The sequence below is a fragment of the Sphingomonas sp. CFBP 13706 genome (assembly GCF_014842355.1).
Taxonomy (GTDB): domain Bacteria; phylum Pseudomonadota; class Alphaproteobacteria; order Sphingomonadales; family Sphingomonadaceae; genus Sphingomonas; species Sphingomonas aerolata.
Genome location: NZ_JACYVM010000006.1, coordinates 14,657 through 32,972, shown reverse-complemented (window position 1 = coordinate 32,972; position 18,316 = coordinate 14,657). Strand labels below are relative to the sequence as shown.

The 18,316-nt window shown below is 66.7% G+C and carries 17 protein-coding genes; 7 read left to right on the top strand and 10 right to left on the bottom strand.

Annotated elements, in window-relative coordinates; translation table 11 throughout:
- The first annotated feature begins 55 nt into the window (after positions 1–55).
- The 4 genes from IFS44_RS12655 (at position 56) to IFS44_RS12640 (ending at position 3,990) form a co-directional block, all read left to right on the top strand.
- Positions 56–1,411 (top strand): M48 family metalloprotease, encoded by a 1,356-nt coding sequence (locus IFS44_RS12655; protein ID WP_192098698.1) that lies wholly within the window; start codon positions 56–58, stop codon positions 1,409–1,411.
- Positions 1,408–2,118 (top strand): DsbA family protein, encoded by a 711-nt coding sequence (locus IFS44_RS12650; RefSeq protein WP_192098697.1) that lies wholly within the window; start codon positions 1,408–1,410, stop codon positions 2,116–2,118. Before IFS44_RS12655 ends, IFS44_RS12650 begins: the two co-directional genes overlap by 4 nt.
- 169 nt (positions 2,119–2,287) lie before the next feature.
- Positions 2,288–3,217 (top strand): ABC transporter ATP-binding protein, encoded by a 930-nt coding sequence (locus tag IFS44_RS12645; RefSeq protein ID WP_031394471.1) that lies wholly within the window; start codon positions 2,288–2,290, stop codon positions 3,215–3,217.
- Complete coding sequence (locus tag IFS44_RS12640; RefSeq protein ID WP_192098696.1) at positions 3,214–3,990, top strand: ABC transporter permease; 777 nt, start codon at positions 3,214–3,216, stop codon at positions 3,988–3,990. Before IFS44_RS12645 ends, IFS44_RS12640 begins: the two co-directional genes overlap by 4 nt.
- On the opposite strand, the gene IFS44_RS12635 is transcribed toward IFS44_RS12640, so the two are convergent.
- From IFS44_RS12635 to IFS44_RS12625, 3 genes are read right to left on the bottom strand one after another with little or no spacing between them, the layout of a single operon-like run.
- Entirely contained in the window at positions 3,987–4,694 is a 708-nt protein-coding gene (locus tag IFS44_RS12635) for a CPBP family intramembrane glutamic endopeptidase (protein WP_192098695.1), read from the bottom strand. The genes IFS44_RS12640 and IFS44_RS12635 overlap by 4 nt on opposite strands.
- Before the next feature lie 13 nt (positions 4,695–4,707).
- Positions 4,708–5,529: a 2,3,4,5-tetrahydropyridine-2,6-dicarboxylate N-succinyltransferase gene (gene dapD, locus IFS44_RS12630; RefSeq protein ID WP_037529708.1), complete on the bottom strand. Its 822-nt coding sequence runs from the start codon at positions 5,527–5,529 to the stop codon at positions 4,708–4,710.
- Positions 5,526–6,191 carry a pyrimidine 5'-nucleotidase gene (locus IFS44_RS12625; RefSeq protein WP_192098694.1) on the bottom strand — a complete coding sequence of 222 codons (666 nt, stop codon included), beginning with the start codon at positions 6,189–6,191 and terminating at the stop codon, positions 5,526–5,528. Before IFS44_RS12625 ends, dapD begins: the two co-directional genes overlap by 4 nt.
- A gap of 124 nt (positions 6,192–6,315) precedes the next feature.
- On the opposite strand from IFS44_RS12625, the gene IFS44_RS12620 reads away from it, so the two are divergent.
- Positions 6,316–7,314, top strand: a complete 999-nt coding sequence (locus tag IFS44_RS12620; protein WP_192098693.1) for an LLM class flavin-dependent oxidoreductase — start codon at positions 6,316–6,318, stop codon at positions 7,312–7,314.
- Here IFS44_RS12620 and IFS44_RS12615 read toward each other — a convergent pair whose 3' ends face one another.
- From IFS44_RS12615 to IFS44_RS12605, 3 genes are all read right to left on the bottom strand, one after another.
- Positions 7,315–8,625, bottom strand: a complete 1,311-nt coding sequence (locus IFS44_RS12615) for a sensor histidine kinase (protein WP_031440086.1) — start codon at positions 8,623–8,625, stop codon at positions 7,315–7,317.
- Positions 8,626–8,725: 100 nt separating this feature from the next.
- Positions 8,726–9,391 carry a response regulator transcription factor gene (locus IFS44_RS12610; RefSeq protein ID WP_031393490.1) on the bottom strand — a complete coding sequence of 222 codons (666 nt, stop codon included), beginning with the start codon at positions 9,389–9,391 and terminating at the stop codon, positions 8,726–8,728.
- A gap of 34 nt (positions 9,392–9,425) precedes the next feature.
- Positions 9,426–9,749 carry a hypothetical protein gene (locus IFS44_RS12605; RefSeq protein ID WP_031440087.1) on the bottom strand — a complete coding sequence of 108 codons (324 nt, stop codon included), beginning with the start codon at positions 9,747–9,749 and terminating at the stop codon, positions 9,426–9,428.
- A 110-nt stretch (positions 9,750–9,859) separates the two neighbouring features.
- On the opposite strand from IFS44_RS12605, the gene IFS44_RS12600 reads away from it, so the two are divergent.
- Entirely contained in the window at positions 9,860–11,635 is a 1,776-nt protein-coding gene (locus tag IFS44_RS12600) for an ABC-F family ATP-binding cassette domain-containing protein (RefSeq protein WP_192098692.1), read from the top strand.
- Between the two features lie 87 nt (positions 11,636–11,722).
- Complete coding sequence (locus IFS44_RS12595) at positions 11,723–11,977, top strand: hypothetical protein (RefSeq protein WP_031393487.1); 255 nt, start codon at positions 11,723–11,725, stop codon at positions 11,975–11,977.
- Positions 11,978–12,019: 42 nt separating this feature from the next.
- On the opposite strand, the gene IFS44_RS12590 is transcribed toward IFS44_RS12595, so the two are convergent.
- From IFS44_RS12590 to prsK, 4 genes are read right to left on the bottom strand one after another with little or no spacing between them, the layout of a single operon-like run.
- Positions 12,020–12,829: an ATP-binding protein gene (locus IFS44_RS12590; RefSeq protein ID WP_192098691.1), complete on the bottom strand. Its 810-nt coding sequence runs from the start codon at positions 12,827–12,829 to the stop codon at positions 12,020–12,022.
- 38 nt (positions 12,830–12,867) lie between these two features.
- Positions 12,868–14,883: a tetratricopeptide repeat protein gene (locus IFS44_RS12585; protein WP_192098690.1), complete on the bottom strand. Its 2,016-nt coding sequence runs from the start codon at positions 14,881–14,883 to the stop codon at positions 12,868–12,870.
- The gene (prsR, locus tag IFS44_RS12580) at positions 14,876–16,255 is read right to left on the bottom strand and encodes a PEP-CTERM-box response regulator transcription factor (RefSeq protein WP_192098689.1); all 1,380 of its coding nucleotides are present in this window, start codon (positions 16,253–16,255) and stop codon (positions 14,876–14,878) included. The genes IFS44_RS12585 and prsR overlap by 8 nt, the downstream gene beginning before the upstream one ends.
- Entirely contained in the window at positions 16,252–18,312 is a 2,061-nt protein-coding gene (prsK, locus tag IFS44_RS12575) for an XrtA/PEP-CTERM system histidine kinase PrsK (protein ID WP_192098688.1), read from the bottom strand. The genes prsR and prsK overlap by 4 nt, the downstream gene beginning before the upstream one ends.
- Positions 18,313–18,316 lie beyond the last annotated feature (4 nt).

Below are 18,316 nucleotides of genomic sequence, written 5' to 3'. Positions count from 1 at the left end.
CACGTCGTCGCCCCCGCCATTGCTCCCCCGCCGCCGATCGACGATACTGCGCGATATGAAGCGCTTCGTCGCGGCCCTGACCGCCACCCTCCTGCTCTGGGCGCAACCCGCGCAGGCGCAGTCGATCCTCCGCGATGCGGAAACCGAAACGATGTTCGCCGAAATGTCCGGCCCGCTGATCACGGCGGCAGGCCTGTCGCCGCGCGACGTCAAGGTCGTGCTGATCAACGACGATTCGATCAATGCGTTCGTCGCGGGCGGCCAGACCGTCTATGTCCATTCGGGCCTGCTCCAGGCGGCGGACAATGCGAACGAAGTCCAGGGCGTGATCGCGCACGAACTCGGCCACATCGCCGACGGGCATGTCGTGCTCTCCGATCGCGGCACCAAACCCGCCATGGGCATGTACCTGCTCTCGATGGTGCTCGGCCTGGCAGCGATGGCGGCGGGCAGCGGCGAGGCGGGCGCGGGGATCATGGCCGCCGGGCAGCAGGCGGCAATGGGCAACTACCTGGCGTTCAGCCGCACGCAGGAATCCACCGCGGATGCCAGCGGCGCCAAATATCTGCAGGAGGCCAACGTCACGGGCCGCGGCATGCTGAGCTTTTTCAAGAAGCTTCAGCAGCAGGAATATCGCTTCGGCACCGCCAATATCGACCCGTTCATGCAGTCACATCCGCTGTCGGGCGAGCGCGTCTCGGCGCTGACCGCGGATCTCCAGGCGTCGCCCGCCTGGGCGAACAAGCCCGATGCCGCGCTCGAGGAACGCTTCCGCCGCGTGAAGGCCAAGCTTGCCGGGTATGTCCTGCCCGCGCCGCGCACGCTGCAAAGCTATCCGCCGAGCGACCAGTCGATCTACGCGCATTACGCGCGGGCCTATGCCTATCATAAATCGGGATATCCCGACAAAGCCGATGCCGAGGCGGACGCGCTGGTAAAGGCCAGGCCCGACGATCCCTATTTCCTCGAAATCAAGGGCCAGATCCTTCTCGAGGCGGGCAGGCCGGTCGAGTCGCTCGTCCCGTTGCGCGAGGCGACCGAGGGATCGCGCAACAACCCGCTGATCGCCACGACCTTCGGCCACGCGCTGATCGCGACCGAGAACAAGGCGAATTATCCCGAGGCGACCAAGGTCCTGCGCACCGCGGTCGGCCGCGACGATCAGAATCCGTTCGCCTGGATGCAGCTCGGCACCGTCTACGAACTGACCGGCGATACCGCGCGCGCGGCGCTCGCCACCGCCGAGCGCGCGAGCATGGGCGGCGACATGCGGACCGCGTCGGCCAGCGCGCAATATGCGCTCGCCAACATCCCCGCCAACACCCCCGACTGGATCCGCGCGCAGGATATTGCGATGGCCGCGCAGAACGAGATGGACGACAATCCCAAGCAGTATAAGCGGCGCCGATGAACAAGATGATGTTGCCCGCCATCGCGGCGGTCGGGGCGGTCCTGGGAGGATTTGCGGTGTGGGGCTATGATCGCCAGGGCGGTGGCGTCGAGCGCGCACAGGTCGAGGCGATCGTCCACGATTACATGCTCGCGCATCCCGAGATCCTGCCCGAAGCGATGGAGAAACTGCGCGACCGCGAGTCGGGCAAGACGGTCGCTGCCAACCGCGACGCGATCGTCACGCCGTTCGGCAGCGCCTGGGCGGGGAACCCCAAGGGCGACGTCACGCTCGTCGAATATTTCGATTATAATTGCGGGTATTGCCGCGCGAGCCTGCCGATGATCGCAAAGCTGATCGCCGCAGACCCCAAGGTCCGAGTCGTCTTTCGCGAATTGCCGATCCTCAGCGCGGAAAGCCGCATCGCTGCCCGCGCGAGCCTCGCCGCCGCCCAACAGGGCAAGTTTGCGGCGTTCCACGACGCGCTCTACGCCGGCGGTCAGGTCAGTGACGCGACGATCGCGGCGGCAGCGGCGAAGGCCGGGGTCGACATCAATCCGGCAGGCTTCACCAAGACCGCCGATGCCGAGATCGGCAAGAACATGGAAACCGCGGCCAAGCTCGGCATGACGGGCACGCCGAGCTGGGTGGTCGGCGACCGCATCCTGTCCGGCGCACTGCCGCTCGAGGACCTGCAAAAGGCGGTCGCCGCCGCCCGCGCCGGATAAGCCGACCTCGCAAACCCCCATTTCGTCATCCCCGCGGAGGCGGGGACCCATATTTGCGAACGTCCGAGTATATGGATCCCCGCCTCCGCGGGTATGACGATGGGGTCGCGTCAGGCCTTACTTTCACACCCCACCGCCCCCATCTTCCCCTCACTTAAAAGGGGCCCCAATGACCGAACCGATCCTGTCCGTTGCGGGCGTCACGAAGACCTACAAAAGCGGTACCACCGCACTCCACCCCGTCGACCTGGACATCCGCAAGGGCGAGATTTTCGCGCTGCTCGGACCCAATGGTGCCGGCAAGACGACGCTGATCAGCATCATCTGCGGGATCGTTACGCCCAGCGCAGGAACGATCACGGTCGCGGGCTTCGATGCGATCCACGACTATAAGCAGGCGCGCAGCCGCATCGGTCTGGTTCCGCAGGAGCTGAACGTCGACATGTTCGAGACGGTGCTCGCCACCGTCACCTTCAGCCGCCGCCTGTTCGGTCGCTCGGGCCACAGCGCCTATATCGAACAGGTGCTGCGCGACCTGTCGCTCTGGGACAAGCGCCATGCCAAGATCATGGAATTGTCGGGCGGGATGAAGCGCCGCGTCCTGATCGCCAAGGCGCTGAGCCACGAGCCCGAGATCCTGTTCCTTGACGAACCCACCGCGGGCGTCGACGTCGCGCTGCGCCGCGACATGTGGAAGCTCGTCCACCGCCTGCGCGAGGGCGGCACGACGATCATCCTGACCACGCATTATATCGAGGAGGCCGAGGAGATGGCCGACCGCGTCGGTGTGATCAACAAGGGCAAACTGCTGCTCGTCGACGACAAGGCATCGCTGATGAAACAGCTGGGCAAGCGCGAGCTCGATCTGGCGTTGCAAGAACCGATGACCGCGATCCCGCCCGAGCTTGCCGAATGGGACGTGTCGCTGCAGGACGACGGCAAGCGCCTGCGCTATGTGTTCGACGCACAGGCGGACCATACCGGCATCCCCTCGCTCCTGCGCAAGCTTGCCGAACTCGGCATCGGCTTCAAGGATCTCGAAACCAGCAAGTCGAGCCTCGAGGACATCTTCGTCGATCTCGTCGGAGAGCGCGCATGAACACCCCCTTCCTCAACTGGCACGGCGTCTGGGCGATCTATCGTTTCGAAATGGCTCGGGCCCTGCGCACGCTGTGGCAGAGCCTCGTCACCCCCGTCCTCACGACGTCGCTCTATTTCATCGTCTTCGGCGGTGCGATCGGCAGCCGGATGCAGGAGGTCGGCGGCGTCGGCTATGGCAGCTTCATCGTCCCCGGCCTTATCATGCTGTCGCTGCTGACGCAGAGCATCGCGAATGCATCGATCGGGATCTACTTCCCCAAATTCACCGGCACGATCTACGAACTGCTCTCCGCGCCCGTGTCCGCGGTGGAGATGGTGATCGGCTATGTCGGGGCGGCGACCACCAAGTCGGTGATCATCGGCCTGATCATCCTGGCGACCGCCGCCTGTTTCGTGCCGCTGCATATCGCGCATCCATTCGCGATGTTCGCCTTCCTGATCCTGACGGCGGTCGCGTTCAGCCTGTTCGGCTTCATCATCGGCGTCTGGGCGAACGGCTTCGAACAGCTGAACTTCGTCCCAGCGCTGCTGATCACGCCGCTGACGTTTCTGGGTGGCGCCTTCTACTCGATCGACATGCTGCCCCAGCCCTGGCGCACGCTCAGCCTGGCCAACCCGGTCGTCTATCTGATCAGCGGGTTTCGCTGGAGCTTCTTCGGGCAAGGTGATGTCGCGGTCGGCATCAGCCTCGCGGTGACCGCGGCGTTCCTCGTCGCCTGCCTCATCGTGATCGCGTTGATCTTCAAGACCGGCTGGCGGATGAAGAACTAGGCGCGCCACGCCCCGCGCGCCATCGGCCGCACGACCAGCGCGTTGATGTCGATTGCGATGTGAAACGCGATTGCCATCCACACGCTGTTCGTCAGGCCGTAGAGCATGGACAGCGCCACGCCCGACAGCGTCGTCGCAACGACGCCGCGCCACCCCTGATAGCGGTGCACCCCGCCGAAGCAGAGGGCGGCGATGATCGTCCCGGCCAGCGCGCTGCCGGACACCAGCGCGATCAGCAGCGGGAGGAACAGGCGGAAGAACAGCTCTTCGCTGACCCCGGCACTGATCGCGAGGGCGATGGCCGGGAGAATGTCCTTGCGCGTCTTCGGCAGGACATCGGGGAAGGTGCCGATCTGGAACGCGCGGCGGCCGCGGCGCCACAAGGCATGCGTGATCGCCGCGTTCGCGAGCGTGCCGAGCGCCATGCCGAGGATCAGTGGCGCGATCGGCAGGCGCGGCCAGTCGTCCGGCACCAGCGCGATTGCCGCCGGCTGCGCCGCCGCGAGCGGATTTTGGCCGAGCAGTACGAGGCCAATCAGAGCGGGCAGACCGAACGACACCGCCAACCCGACCGCCCAGGCCGTCATACGCTTTGCAGGGCCGCTCCCTGATCGTGTTGGCAGGCGAGCGCGGAACGTCCGCCCCCGCCACAGGATCGCCAATACGTAGACGGCGACGATCGCGAGCAGTGTCTGCGCGACCATCACCGCGGCCGGATTAGTCGCGCAACAGGTCGTTGATGCTCGTCTTCGACCGCGTCTGCGCGTCCACGCGCTTGACGATCACGGCACAATAGAGCGCGGGCTTGCCGTCCCCGCCGCCGATCGAACCCGGCACGACGACCGCATAGGGCGGCACTTCGCCCTTGAAGACCTCGCCGGTCGCGCGGTCGATGATCTTGGTCGACGCGCCCAGATACACGCCCATCGACAGCACCGCGCCCTCACCGACGCGAACGCCCTCGGCGACCTCGGCACGCGCGCCGATGAATGCGCCGTCGCCGATGATCACGGGGTCGGCCTGAAGTGGCTCGAGCACGCCGCCGATGCCGGCACCGCCCGACAGATGGACGTTCTTGCCGATCTGCGCGCAGGATCCGACGGTCGCCCAGGCGTCGACCATCGTGCCCTCACCGACATAGGCGCCGATATTGACGAAGCTCGGCATCAGGATCGCGCCCTTGGCGATGAAGCTGCCGCGGCGCGCAACCGCACCGGGAACGACTCGGATGCCCGCCGCGCGGAACTCCGCCTCGCCCCAGCCCGCGAACTTCGACGGCACCTTGTCGAACGCGGGTGCGCCACCCGATCCGCCGTCGATCACGACATTGTCGTTGAGGCGGAACGACAGCAGCACGGCCTTTTTCAGCCACTGATTGACCTGCCACCCGTCACCGGCGGGCTCCGCAACCCGCGCGGTGCCCGCATCGAGCATCGCCAGCGCGCTGTCGACCGCATCGCGGATCTCGCCCTTCGTCTCCAGACCGAGATTGGCCCGGTCGTCCCAGGCGGCGTCGATGATCGTCTGCAGGTTGCTCATGATGTCTCCAGGATGGTTTCCAGCCACGGCGCGAGCACCGGGATGGTGAAATCGATATGGTCGCGTTCCGCGCCCGGCGACTGTTCGGACCCGTTGTCGACCCACACCGTCGTCATGCCGATGGCCTTGGCGGGCAGCAGATTGCGGACCATGTCGTCGACGAACAGCGATTGCGTGGGGTCGATGTCGAACGCGGTACAAAAGCCTGCATAGGCCGATGCATGCGGCTTGGGCATCAGGTCCATCGCATGGATGTCGTGGATCGCCTCGAAACTCGCGCCAAGCCCGAGACGGTCGAGGATCTTCAGCGCATAGGGCGTGTCACCGTTGGTGAAGATCAGCTTGCGCCCGGGCAGCTTGGCGATCGCCGCGACCAGCGGCGCGTCATGCTTCAGCACGTCCATCTCGATGTCATGGACATGCGCGAGGAACGCGTGTGGATCGACCTGATGCTCGGTCATCAACCCCGACAGCGTCGTGCCGTGATTGTGGAAATAGCCCTTCTGCACGCGCCGCGCCTCGTCATGCTCGAGCCCGAGCAGGTCCTGGATAAAGCCGGTCATCCGTGCGTCGACCTGCGAAAACAGATCGGCGCTCGCCGGATAGAGCGTGTTGTCCAGATCGAAGATCCAGTTGCGGACATGGTCAAGTCGGGCAAGCATCGGAGCGAACCTCTAGGCATCGCCGCGCGCAGGGACAAGCCGGCGCGGTCGGATCGCGCGGGGCGCCCGGCAGCAAATTTGGCGGACACTGGATAAGCTACCGCTCGGTACCTATATCCGATGCATGACACGCTATTCCCTGCTCGATCTCGTCCCCGTCGTCCAAGGCGGCACCGTTTCACAGTCGCTCGCCAATGCGGCCGATCTCGCACGCCATGCCGAGAGCGTCGGATTCCAGCGTTACTGGGTTGCCGAACATCACGGCATGACCGGTATCGCCTCCGCCGCCACTGCGGTCGTGATCGCGCATATCGCCGCCGCGACCAATACGATCCGCGTCGGATCGGGCGGGATCATGCTCCCGAACCACGCACCGCTGGTGATCGCCGAGCAGTTCGGGACGCTCGACGCGCTGTTCCCCGGCCGGATCGACCTTGGCCTCGGCCGCGCGCCCGGTTCGGACCAGAGAGTGGCACGCGCGATGCGCCGCACGCTCGAGACCGACGCCAACGCCTTCCCGCAGGACGTGATGGAACTGCAGAGCTATTTCGCCAATGACGGCCAGACCGGCATCGTCGCGACGCCGGGCGCGGGCGCGGATGTCGAGATGTGGATTCTCGGCTCCAGCACCTTCGGTGCGCAGCTCGCCGCCGCGCTCGGCCTGCCCTATGCCTTTGCGTCGCATTTCGCGCCCGATGCGCTTGATGCGGCACTCGCCATCTATCGTCGCGATTTCCGCCCTTCGGCACGACTGGCAAAACCGCACGTCATGGCGGGCTTCAACATCTTCGCGGCCGATACCGATGCCGAGGCCGAACTGCTCGCCAGTTCGCAGCAGCAGTCGTTCGTCGCGCTCCGCACCGGTAATCCGCGTCAGTTGCCGCCGCCGGTCGCGGGCTATCGCAAGTCGCTCGGCGCGCAAGGCAACCAGACTCTCGACCATGTCCTGCAATGCTCGGCCGTCGGCAGCCCGGCCAAGGTCGCGCGCGGGATCGCCGCGTTCGTCGAGCGTACCGGCGTCGACGAGGTGATGGTGACGAGTGCGATCTACGATCACGAAGCGCGCAAGCGGAGCCTGTCGATCACCGCCGACGTGATGCAGGAGTTGAAGATCGCGGCCTGATCAGCTCGCGGCGGGGAGCCTCAGGCGGACCATGAGTCCGCCGAGGTCCTCGCTCTCCTCGAGCCCGACTGTGCCCTCGTAGATTTCGGCGACGTCGCGGACGATCGCGAGCCCGAGACCCGTACCCGGCTTGCCCGTATCGAGCCGCACACCGCGGTCGAAGATGCGGACGCGCTGTTCCTCGGGAATCCCGACGCCGTCGTCTTCGACTAGGAACTCGACAAACCCGGCCTGCGCGCCGACCGTCACGAAGACGCTGCCACCGCCATATTTGGCGGCGTTCTCGATCAGATTTCCGAGCATCTCGTCGAGGTCCTGGCGTTCGACATGAACCTTGAGCGTCTTGTCGCCGGTAATGTCGATCCGGACATGCCGATACAGACGGGCGACCGCACGTTCGACCGATTCAAGGCTAGGCCAGACATCGGCGCGACTATGCGCCGAACCGCGCCGGCCGACCGCACGCGCACGCGCGAGGTGATGATCGACCTGGCGCCGCATCGTCCGCGCTTCACGAATGACCGTATCGGCCAGATCGTCCGATTGCGCAGTCGCGGCGTTCATGATCACGGTCAGCGGGGTCTTCAGCGCATGCGCGAGATTGCCCGCATGCCGTCGCGCTTCCTCGGCCTGGCGTTCGTTATGCTCGATCAGCGCGTTCAGTTCCTCGACCATCGGCGCGACCTCGATCGGCATCGCGCTGCCCACCCGGTTGGATTGGCCGGCGCGCATCCGCGCAATCTCCTCGCGGACACGGCGCAGCGGCCAGAGTCCGTAGAACGTCTGCATCGCGGCCATGATGATCAGGCCGAGACCAAGCAGCGCGAAGCTGCGAACCAGCGTGCGCCGAAGCGTTGTGATCTGCGCATCGAGCCCTTCGCGAGCCTGCGCGACCTGGAAGCGCCAGTGGATCTTCGATCCGGGCAGGACGACGTCGCGTTCGACGACCCGCAGCGATTCGTCGCGAAACTGTTTGCTGTCGTAGAAATGCACGTTCAGATCGTCATGCGACGACCCGAACGCCAGCCGTCGGTCCCAGAGCGACCGTGATGGGAAATCCTCGCGCCCCCGGCCCGATACCTGCCAGTACAGGCCGGAACCGGGCTCCAGAAACCGCTGGTCGGCAGCGGCTTCGCGGGTGAAGATCACTTCGCCCTCGGGCCCGATCTCGGACGAGCTCAGCAGCGAGCGGAGGACATACTCCAGCTGGTCGTCGAAATTGCGCGTCACCGCGCTCGACAGGACACGGTCGAGCGCGAACCCGCCCGCCCCCAACAACACCGTGATCCACACCGCGGCGATCAGGATCATGCGTCCCGACAGCGATCCCTTCGCCCGGGCCTGCACGTGAAGCGGCAGGTCGGCAGCCAGCGGGGGCGTGTTCATCAGCTATTCGGCGCAATCATGTCGGTCAGGCGTCGGGATCTTCGAGGCTGTAGCCAAGCCCGCGGATCGTCGTGATCACGTCCTGACCCAGCTTCTTGCGGATACGCGTCACGAACACCTCGATCGTGTTCGAATCGCGATCGAAATCCTGGTCGTAGATATGCTCGATCAATTCGGTGCGGCTGACGACCTTGCCCTTGTGATGCAACAGATAGCTCAGCAGCTTATACTCCTGCGCGGTCAGCTTCACCGGCTCGCCCGCACGCGTCACCTTGCCGCTGCGCGTATCGAGGCGGATGTCGCCGGCAGTCAGCTCGGAGGAGGCGTTACCGCTCGCACGCCGGATCAAGGCCCGCAGGCGCGCGATGAGTTCCTCGCTCTGGAACGGCTTTGCCACATAGTCATCGGCGCCCGCATCGAGCCCGGCGACCTTGTCGGACCAGCTGTCGCGCGCGGTCAGCACGAGGACGGGCATGACCTTGCCCTCCTTGCGCCAGCGGTCGAGCACGGTGAGGCCGTCGATCTCGGGGAGGCCGAGGTCGAGCACGACGGCATCGTAATTCTCGGTCGAACCCAGGAAATGCCCCTCCTCGCCATCGACCGCGAGGTCGATCGCATAGCCGGCGCCCTCGAGGGTATTCTTGAGCTGAGCCCCGAGATTCGGCTCGTCCTCGACGATCAGAACGCGCATGATAATCCTCTCGCTTGAATTGCTCGCGGCCGGGCTACTGGCCGGTGCGGCCGATGATCTGGCCAGTCCGGCCATCGACGTCGACCCAGATCACATTGCCATTGCGCAGGAACTTCAGCGTGTAAATGCCGCTGCCCGCATCATAGTCGAAGCCGAGATACTGCGCGCCCTGCATCATCGGCATCACCCGCGCCTCGATCTCGCGCAGCGACAGCGACCGGCCGGTCCTGCGCGCTTCGAAGGCGGAACGCTGGTCGCCATGTCGCTGATCGGGCGCCTGCGCCACCGCAACGCCCGCCGCCAACGGCGTCAGCATCGGGAAAGCAGCAAGAGTTGTCAGGAACAGCAGCATCTTCATGGAGGTGGCATAGGCCCGGCGCATTGAACAGCCTGTGAATGAGGGCGACAGCAGGACGACAGCATAGTGTAACTTGCCTGCATCACCCGGCGACCCTAGGTGACCCGGACATGGCAGCACCTATTCTCGCATTCGAAGGCCTCGGCCTTGTCCAGGGTTCTGGATGGCTTTTTCGCAACCTCGATATCCATATCGGTCCACGCGATCGCCTCGCGCTGATCGGCCGCAACGGCGCGGGCAAAACGACCCTGCTCAAGCTGCTCGGCGGCAGCATCGAGGGCGATGAGGGCCGCCGGACGATCGTCCCGGGCACGCGGGTCGTCATCCTCGAGCAGGAGCCCGACCTGCGCGGCTTTGCGACCCTGCGCGATTACGTGATGGGCGGCGACGATGCGCCGGTCAGCTACGAAGCCGACTCGATCGCCGACCAGCTCGGCATCGATCTGTCGCGTCAAGCCGCATCCGCGTCGGGTGGCGAGCGCCGCCGCGCGGCGATCGTCCGTGCGCTGGCGCAGGACCCCGACGTGCTGCTGCTCGACGAGCCGACCAACCATCTCGACATCGGCGCGATCGAATGGATCGAGGACTGGCTCAAGCGATTCCGCGGCGCGTTTGTCGTTATCAGCCATGACCGTACCTTCCTGACGCGTCTCACCAAGCAGACCCTGTGGCTCGACCGCGGCGCGATCCGGCGTGCGGAGATCGGTTTCGGCGGATTCGAGGCGTGGACCGAACAGGTCTATGCCGAGGAACAGCGCCAGGCCGAGAGGCTCGACGCACGCCTGAAGCTGGAAGAGCATTGGCTGCTTCGCGGCGTCACCGGGCGGCGCAAGCGCAACCAGGGACGCTTGACCAAGCTGCACGAGATGCGCGCCGAACGCGCCTCGATGATCGGGCCGCAGGGTTCGGCCAACCTCGTCACCAGCAGCGATGACACCAAGTCGAAGGTCGTGATCGACGCGAAGCACGTCACCAAGGCGTATGGCGACCGGACGATCATCGGCGACCTGACGTTGCGCGTCACGCGTGGCGACCGGATCGGCATCGTCGGCCGCAACGGCGCGGGCAAGTCGACGCTGCTGAAGCTGCTGACCGGCGAGATCGAACCCGATGGCGGGACGATCAAGCTCGCCAAGACGCTCGATGCGGTCGTGATCGACCAGCAGCGGAGCCTGATGGCGCCCGAGAAGACCGTGCGCGAAGTCGTTGCCGATGGAGGAGACTGGATCGACGTGCTCGGCGTCCGGAAGCATATCCACGGGTATCTGAAGGAGTTCCTGTTCGACCCAAATATGGTCGACGCCAAGATCGGGTCGCTATCGGGTGGGGAGCGATCCCGGCTGCTGCTCGCGCGCGAATTCGCCAAGCCGTCGAACCTGCTCGTGCTCGACGAGCCGACCAACGATCTCGACCTCGAAACGCTCGACCTGTTGCAGGAGGTGATTGGCGATTATGACGGCACCGTCCTGATCGTCAGCCATGATCGCGACTTCCTCGACCGGACCGTGACGATCACGCTCGGGCTCGACGGGTCCGGAACCGTGGATGTCGTTGCCGGCGGCTACGAGGACTGGGAAAGGCGCCGTGCGAGCCAGACCAGCGGCAAGCGGGCCTCGAAGAAGGTTGCCGCGACCGCGCCGCCGGCCCCCGCGCCGCGCGCGAAACTCACCTACAAGGATCAGCGCGATTATGAATTGCTCCCCAAGCGGATCGAGGCGCTCGACGCCCAGATCGCGAGTGACGCCGCAAAGCTTGCTGCGCCGAACCTGTACATGCGCGACAATGCAACCTTCGCCAGGCTGACCGCCGCGATCGAGGCGGCGCGCGCGGAAAAGGAGGCTGCGGAACTCCGCTGGCTGGAACTGGCTGAGCAGGTTGGCGAATAGCGGCAGCTAAACCGTTCCGAACCATTTGGAACTTGACACATGTTACTGCGTTGCAGCATCCCGCCATTGTACGTTTTGGAGAGTCTTATGAAGCTGAAGAACCTGACCGGTAGCGCGCTCGCTATCGCTATGATGTCCACGTCGGTTGCAGCCGTTGCTGCACCTGCCAACCCTGCGTCGAGCCTGTCGGTTTCGAAGGCACGCGTCGGTTCGGCAACGACCGGCAAGAACAAGGCTGCAGGCGCTGGCGTGATCGCCGGCCTGATCGCAGCTGGCGTCGTTGCGATTGGCGTTGTCGCCATCGTCAAGGACGACAACGACAACGATTCGGACAGCAACTAAGCTGTTCTGAGGGTCGGCGCTTCGGCGCCGGCCCTTTTTACGTTATTTACTGATCGCGCGCCGGGACCGCCCCGCTAGATCAACGATATACTGCCAGGCAACACGCCCGGAACGACTTCCCCGCTGCGTTGCCCATGTCAGGGCCTCGTCGGGTTGAAATGGCAGATCGTGTAGAGCCGCATAGCCCGCGACGATCGCGAGATAACCGTCCTGATCGACGGCATGAAATCCCAGACTGAGTCCGAACCGATCCGCCAGCGCCAGCTGGTCGTCGATCGAATCGCGTGGATTGATGGCACTTTCCTGTCCGGCGATATCGCGTGGCGCCAGATGCCGGCGGTTCGCCGTCACGGCCAGACGCACATTGGCGGGACGCGGCTCCGCACCGCCTTCGAGCACGGATCGCAGCACACGCGCCTCGGACGGAGTATCGATGCCGAGATCGTCGACGAAGACGATGAACGCGCGATCGACAGGTGCCAGCATCGCAAACAGGTCCGGCAGCGCGGTCATGTCGGCGATCTCGATCAACGCGACATCGCCCTGTTCGGCCTGGACCGCGGCGACGACGCTTTTCACCAGCGCCGATTTACCGGTACCTCGCGCCCCCCATAGCAGGACGTCATGCGCCGCATGGCCGCGGGCGACACGCCGGACCATCTCCAGCAGCAGGTGCTTCTGCCGATCGATGCCGATCAGCAGATCGAGCGGCAGCGGGGCGAAACCGCGGATCGGGACAAGCGCCCGGTTGCGCCACACATAGGCAGGAAACGCCAGACAGTCCGCTACTGGCGGCGGCGGCGGCGAGAGGCGTTCGAGGGCGGCGGCGATCCTGTCGAGCGGGTCGGTCATCGCGCGGTCATGACGGCACCGCTGCCGTGCGACAAGGTCTAACGGAGCTGGGCGAGATGGCTGGCGATGGCGCGATCCCCGGGGGCCAGCGCCACCGCCTTGGTCAGCACCTGCCGCGCACCGTCCAGCTTGCCGACGCCCGCCAGCGCGATACCATAGGCGTCGGTCGCCGCTGCATTCATCGGCGCAAGTGCATGGGCGGCGCGCGCATAGCGAAGCGCAGCCGCATCTGCGCCGTCACGCGGCGCCGCCCCGGCATAGGCGCGCGCGAGATCGGTAAGCAACCCCGCGTCACGATTGCCGATCCGCCGGCGCACCGCCTCGAGCGTCTCGATCGCCGCAGTCCAGTTGCCCGCCATCACGTGCCAATGGCCAAGGATTCGATGGCCGGTCAGGCTCTGCGGATTTTGCGAAAAATACAGGGCCAGCGCGGTCGATGCCTGGCGCTGTCGCGAGACCCGGCTCAGAGCATCGACCAGGCGCAGCATCGTCGGTTCGTCGAAGCTGAGATCCGCGGCGCGCGCATAGAGCGGTGCAGCGTCCGCGTAACGTCCCGCCACCGCGAAGGTGTCGCCCAGCGTCGACTGGGCGGCGGGCGCGCCGGGGCTTGCCCGCGCAAGGCTGCGCGCGCGGGCAAGCGCATCACCCGGCGCATGTGCCTGGATCCGGCCACGGATCGCCGCCAGCAGCGCGCCCGGATCCCCCGGGGCCTGCAGGATCGCGGCGTCGAGCGTGCCGACCTGATCGTCGATCGCGAAGGCCGTCGCCATCCCGGTGGCACCCCGGTTGGCGCGATCGAGATCCTGCGCCACAGCATCGCGCTCCCGGTCCGTCGTTGCGGTCGCGGCCGCCGCACGCGCGAAAAGCACGAGCGCGTAGCTGTCGGCGTCCGCACGGGTGACGATCGGCCTCAGCACCTCCTGCGCGCCGCGCGGATCACCCGAGCGCAGCAGTGCGGCCCCCAACAGCCGGCGCATGCTGACGTTGAGCGGCTGTTGCCGCGCGAGGCCACGCCACATCGCGCCGGCCTGTTCGAACCGCCCCTCGGCATAGTCGAGCGCACCGCTGAGCAGGATCGCACCGGGCAGACTGTCGATCGCCCCACCGGTCTTCTGGAGCAGCCCGCGCGCAAGTTCGGTCCGGCCCGCGCGCGCCGCGAGCACCGCCTGGAGATACAGCGCCTGCGGGCTGCCGGGTCGAGCCCGCTGCGCGCGTCGCGTCGCCGCCAGCGTGGCGCGATACCGCCCGGCATCGCCGAGCGTGGCGGCATATTCGATCAGCGCCGGATGATAATAGGCATCGCGTGCAAGCGCGCGCTCGAACCAGGGGAGTGCTGCGACCAGGCCGTACCGCCGGCGGACAATCTCGCCCTGCAACGTCAGCGTCGCGGGCTCATCCGGCAACAGCACGACCGCACGCGTCGCAGCATCCGCGGCGGTACCGACATCGCCCATAGCCAGCGCCACGCGACCCAGCGCGGTCCAGTTGCGCCCGTCGCGAGGCTGCTCCGCCACCAGGCGACCGAGATCGGCGCGGGCTGCAGCCCCGTTGCCCAGCAGTGCCTGCGCCGCGGCGCGGATGCGGCGGGCATAGCCGGCCCGGCGCGGTGTAGCGCGGTCGGCCGCCTCGATCGCGCCGACCGGATCATTCTGGAGCAGCCGCGCCTGCGCCTGGAACGGGTAGAGCGTGGCGATCGCAATGCCGGTATCGCGCGCGCGGGTCAGTTCGGCCTCGGCCGCGAGTCCGTCGCCTAGTTCGAGCAGCGCGCGCGCAAGGACGACATGCGCAGGCCCGTTCGACGGTGCCGCCGCGATCGCCGCCTGTGCATTGGACCGGGCCGCGCTGTAATTGCCCGACTGCAACGTGATCCGCGCGTCGCGGAGCAAGCCTCGCGCATCGGGGGGATCGCGCCGGAGCGTCAGCAGCGTCGCCGTCCCCGCAACCGCCAGCACGAGCAGCGCGATCGCCAGCAGACGGGCATGACTCCGCGTGAAGACACGCCGGCGCCGAGGTGCGCGTCCGCGGCGCAGCAGCGGATATCGCGGGTCACGCATGAAGATCATAGCTTTTCAGCAGATCGTACAGCGTCGGCCGGCTGATCCCGAGCAGCCGGGACGCGCTCGAGATGTTGCCCCCGGCACGGCTCAGCGCGCGACGGATCGCCTTGCGATCTGCCACCTCCCGCGCCGCCCGCAGGTTCAGCCCATCGGCCGTGTCGGCGGTACCGCCAAGGTCGAGATCCGCAGCGGTGATCAGCTTGCCGTCGGCCATGATCACCGCGCGCTTGATCCGGTTTTCGAGCTCGCGGACATTGCCCGGCCAGCTCCAGCCATCGATCGCCGCGCGCGCATCGGGGGCGAGCCCGGTCACGCCGGCATTCATCGTCCTGGCGTACTTCGCCAGAAAATGCCGCGCGAGCAGCCCCGCGTCGCCGCTGCGCTCGGCCAGCGAAGGGATCCGCACGACGATTTCCGCCAGCCGATAATAGAGATCCTCACGAAAACGTCCCGTCGCGACCATCGCGTCGACATCCTGATGCGTCGCGCAGACGATCCGCGTGTCGACCGGGATCGCCTTGCGGCCGCCGACCCGCTCGATCACCCGTTCCTGCAGGAACCGCAACAGTTTGACCTGCAGCGTCAGCGGCACGTCGCCGATCTCGTCGAGGAACAGCGTGCCACCCGCCGCCTGCTCGATCTTGCCCTCGGTGGTCTTGATCGCGCCGGTGAACGCCCCCTTTTCATGGCCGAACAGCTCGCTTTCGAGCAACGTCTCGGGAATCGCCGCGCAGTTGATCGCGACAAACCTGCCTCGCGCGCGCGGCGACGCATTATGGATGCCGCGCGCGAGCACTTCCTTGCCCGTGCCGCTCGCGCCCAGCAGCATCACCGCCACATTGGCGGGCGCGACCCGTTCGAGCGTCCGCGTGACAAGCGCCATTTCGGGCGAGGCGGCGATCACGCCGCCAAATCCCGCCCCGCTCGCTGCCACCCGCGCCGCAAGCCGCCGGTTCTCCGCCTCGAGGCCATGGACGTGGAACGCACGGGCGACGATCATCCCGAGCACGTCGATATCGATCGGTTTGGCATAGAAATCCCACGCCCCCTCCGCGATCGCGGTCAGCGCGCTTTCGCGGGCGCCGTGCCCGGACGCGATGATCACCTTGGTATCGGGTTTCAGCGCGAGGATTTCGCGCAGCGTCGCAAAGCCTTCGGTGACGCCGTCGGGATCGGGCGGCAGGCCGAGATCGAGCGTGACGACGGCGGGTTCGTGCGCACGAACCGCTTCGATCGCGGTGGCGCGGTCGCTGGCGACGACGATCTCATAGCCCTCATACGCCCAGCGCAGCTGTCGCTGCAGCCCGAGATCGTCCTCGACGATCAGAAGCACCGGGCGCGCCTCCACAGGGGATGCCGATGCGCTCATGCCGCCGCCTCCATCGCATCGGCCGCCGGCAACGATATGCGGAACCGCGTCCCCTCACCTTCCCGGCTGAAGACATCGAGCGACCCGCCCATCGCCTCGACCAATTGCAGTGCTTCGAACGCGCCGATCCCGAACCCCAGCGGCTTGGACGAGGCGAACGGCCGGAACAGCTGATGGCGGACGAAGCCCGGGCTCATCCCGCACCCCTGGTCGATCACGTCGATCGCGATGGTCGCGCCGTTCGCCGCAACCGCGACGACGATCGGAGCGTCGCGGTCGCTCGCTTCGATCGCATTCTGGATCAGGTGGCCCAGCACCTGTTCGAGCCGTGCCGCCTGCGCACGGGCGACCACCTGTCCGGTCGCCTGTGCCGCGATCGGATGCTGTGCGCGACGCGCGCCGACGACGCGGTTGACCAGCGCTGCGACATCCACAGGCTGGAACGGCTCGCTGGGGGCCGCGTGCGTTTGTGAAAGCCGGGCGAGCAGCGCGTTCATGCGATCGGCTGAGTCCTGAAGAGTGGCAACCATGTCGACGCGGAACGCCGGATTGTCGGCGTGACGCTCGGCGTTGCGCGCGACCAGCGTCAACTGGCTGACGAGGTTCTTGATATCGTGCAGGATGAACGCGAAGCGGCGGTTGAATTCGTCGAACCGCTGCGCATCCGCGAGCGCGGCATGCGCACGGTCTTCGGCGAGGTAGCTCGCCGCCTGCCGGCCCGCGACCCGCAACAGGTCGAAATCCTCCCAGTCCAGCGCGCGATCGACCGGCGGACGGGCGAGAATGATCGCGCCAACCAGTGCACCGCCATGCACCAGAGGCACGATCGCCCAGGCGGCGGGGCATGCGCTGAGCCAGTGCGGCACGCTAGCGCTCTCCTCCGCCGGCGCCGTGCCGCGCCGTACGGGGTCAAGTTCGATGATCCGCGGGCTGAGACGAAGACGCTCGGCCAGCGCCCGATCCGACATTGGTGCCGGCGCCGTTGCCATCTCCCAGTTCCAGGCGGCGGCGCTGCTCATGCCGAGGCCGTCGGGGACGAGCAAGAGACCGCCCGGGCTGTCGGTCAGGTCCGCCACCGCCTTCACGATCCGTCCGTCGAGCGGCGCGGCGCCGTCGCCCGGTGCGCCCAGCGTCTCGGTGAAACGCTGCCACTCTGCGCGATAGTCATAGCGATGGCGAAACAGGTGCTTGGCGATCTTCACCTTCGCCCATGCGCGCAGCCACGACGTGGCCAGCAGCCCGAACAGCGCAGCGGTCGCACCGCAGATGATCGCGGTCTGGATCAGCCGCGCGTGATCGCCGCCATAGGCGTCGGCAACGCTGGTCGCGACGGCGGTGATCCCGACATAGCTGATCACCGCGATCGCGGCGAGCGACCGGGTGGCGACGCGACGCGACACCGCGAACGTCCAGTCGCCGCGACGGGTGACCGCAACGAGCAGGAGCAGCGCCATGCCGATCATCGCGACACCGCGTACGGCAACGATCACAGGCGTCCAGCGCGGCGCGACATAGGCGCTGACAGCCAGCAGCAGATCGACGCTCCACATGATCGTGACCGCGACCACGACCAGACGCCCGCCGTGCCACGCCGCGTCGGGCGAGGCCCGTACTGCCTGATGCAGATGATGGACCAGCACCAGCGCGCTGATCGCCACCATCATCCCGAACACGAGCCGTGCCGATTCGGTCTGTGCCTGCGCATCGGCATCCATCGGCACCAATTCGACGACCGCGAGCAGCGCGGCGATCACCGCGATCGCTACGACGGTGCCATAGACCGCACCCAGCGCACGATTGCCGGTGCGTTCCCGGCGTACGAGCGCGAACATGAAGCCGAGCCAGGCGATGGAGCGCGCGCTCTCGGCGATCCGGGTGCTGACATCGCGAAAGTCTATGCCCGACACGGCCAGCGCCCAGAGCGTCGTCAGGACGAGCGGGCCGACAAAGGCCGCGTTCGACCAGCCGCCGGCCGGCCGCTGCGCCTGCCTGAACACGAGCGCGCCGAACAGCAGCGCGGCCAGCGCATGCGTCCACAGGATCAGCAGCGCGATCATGCCA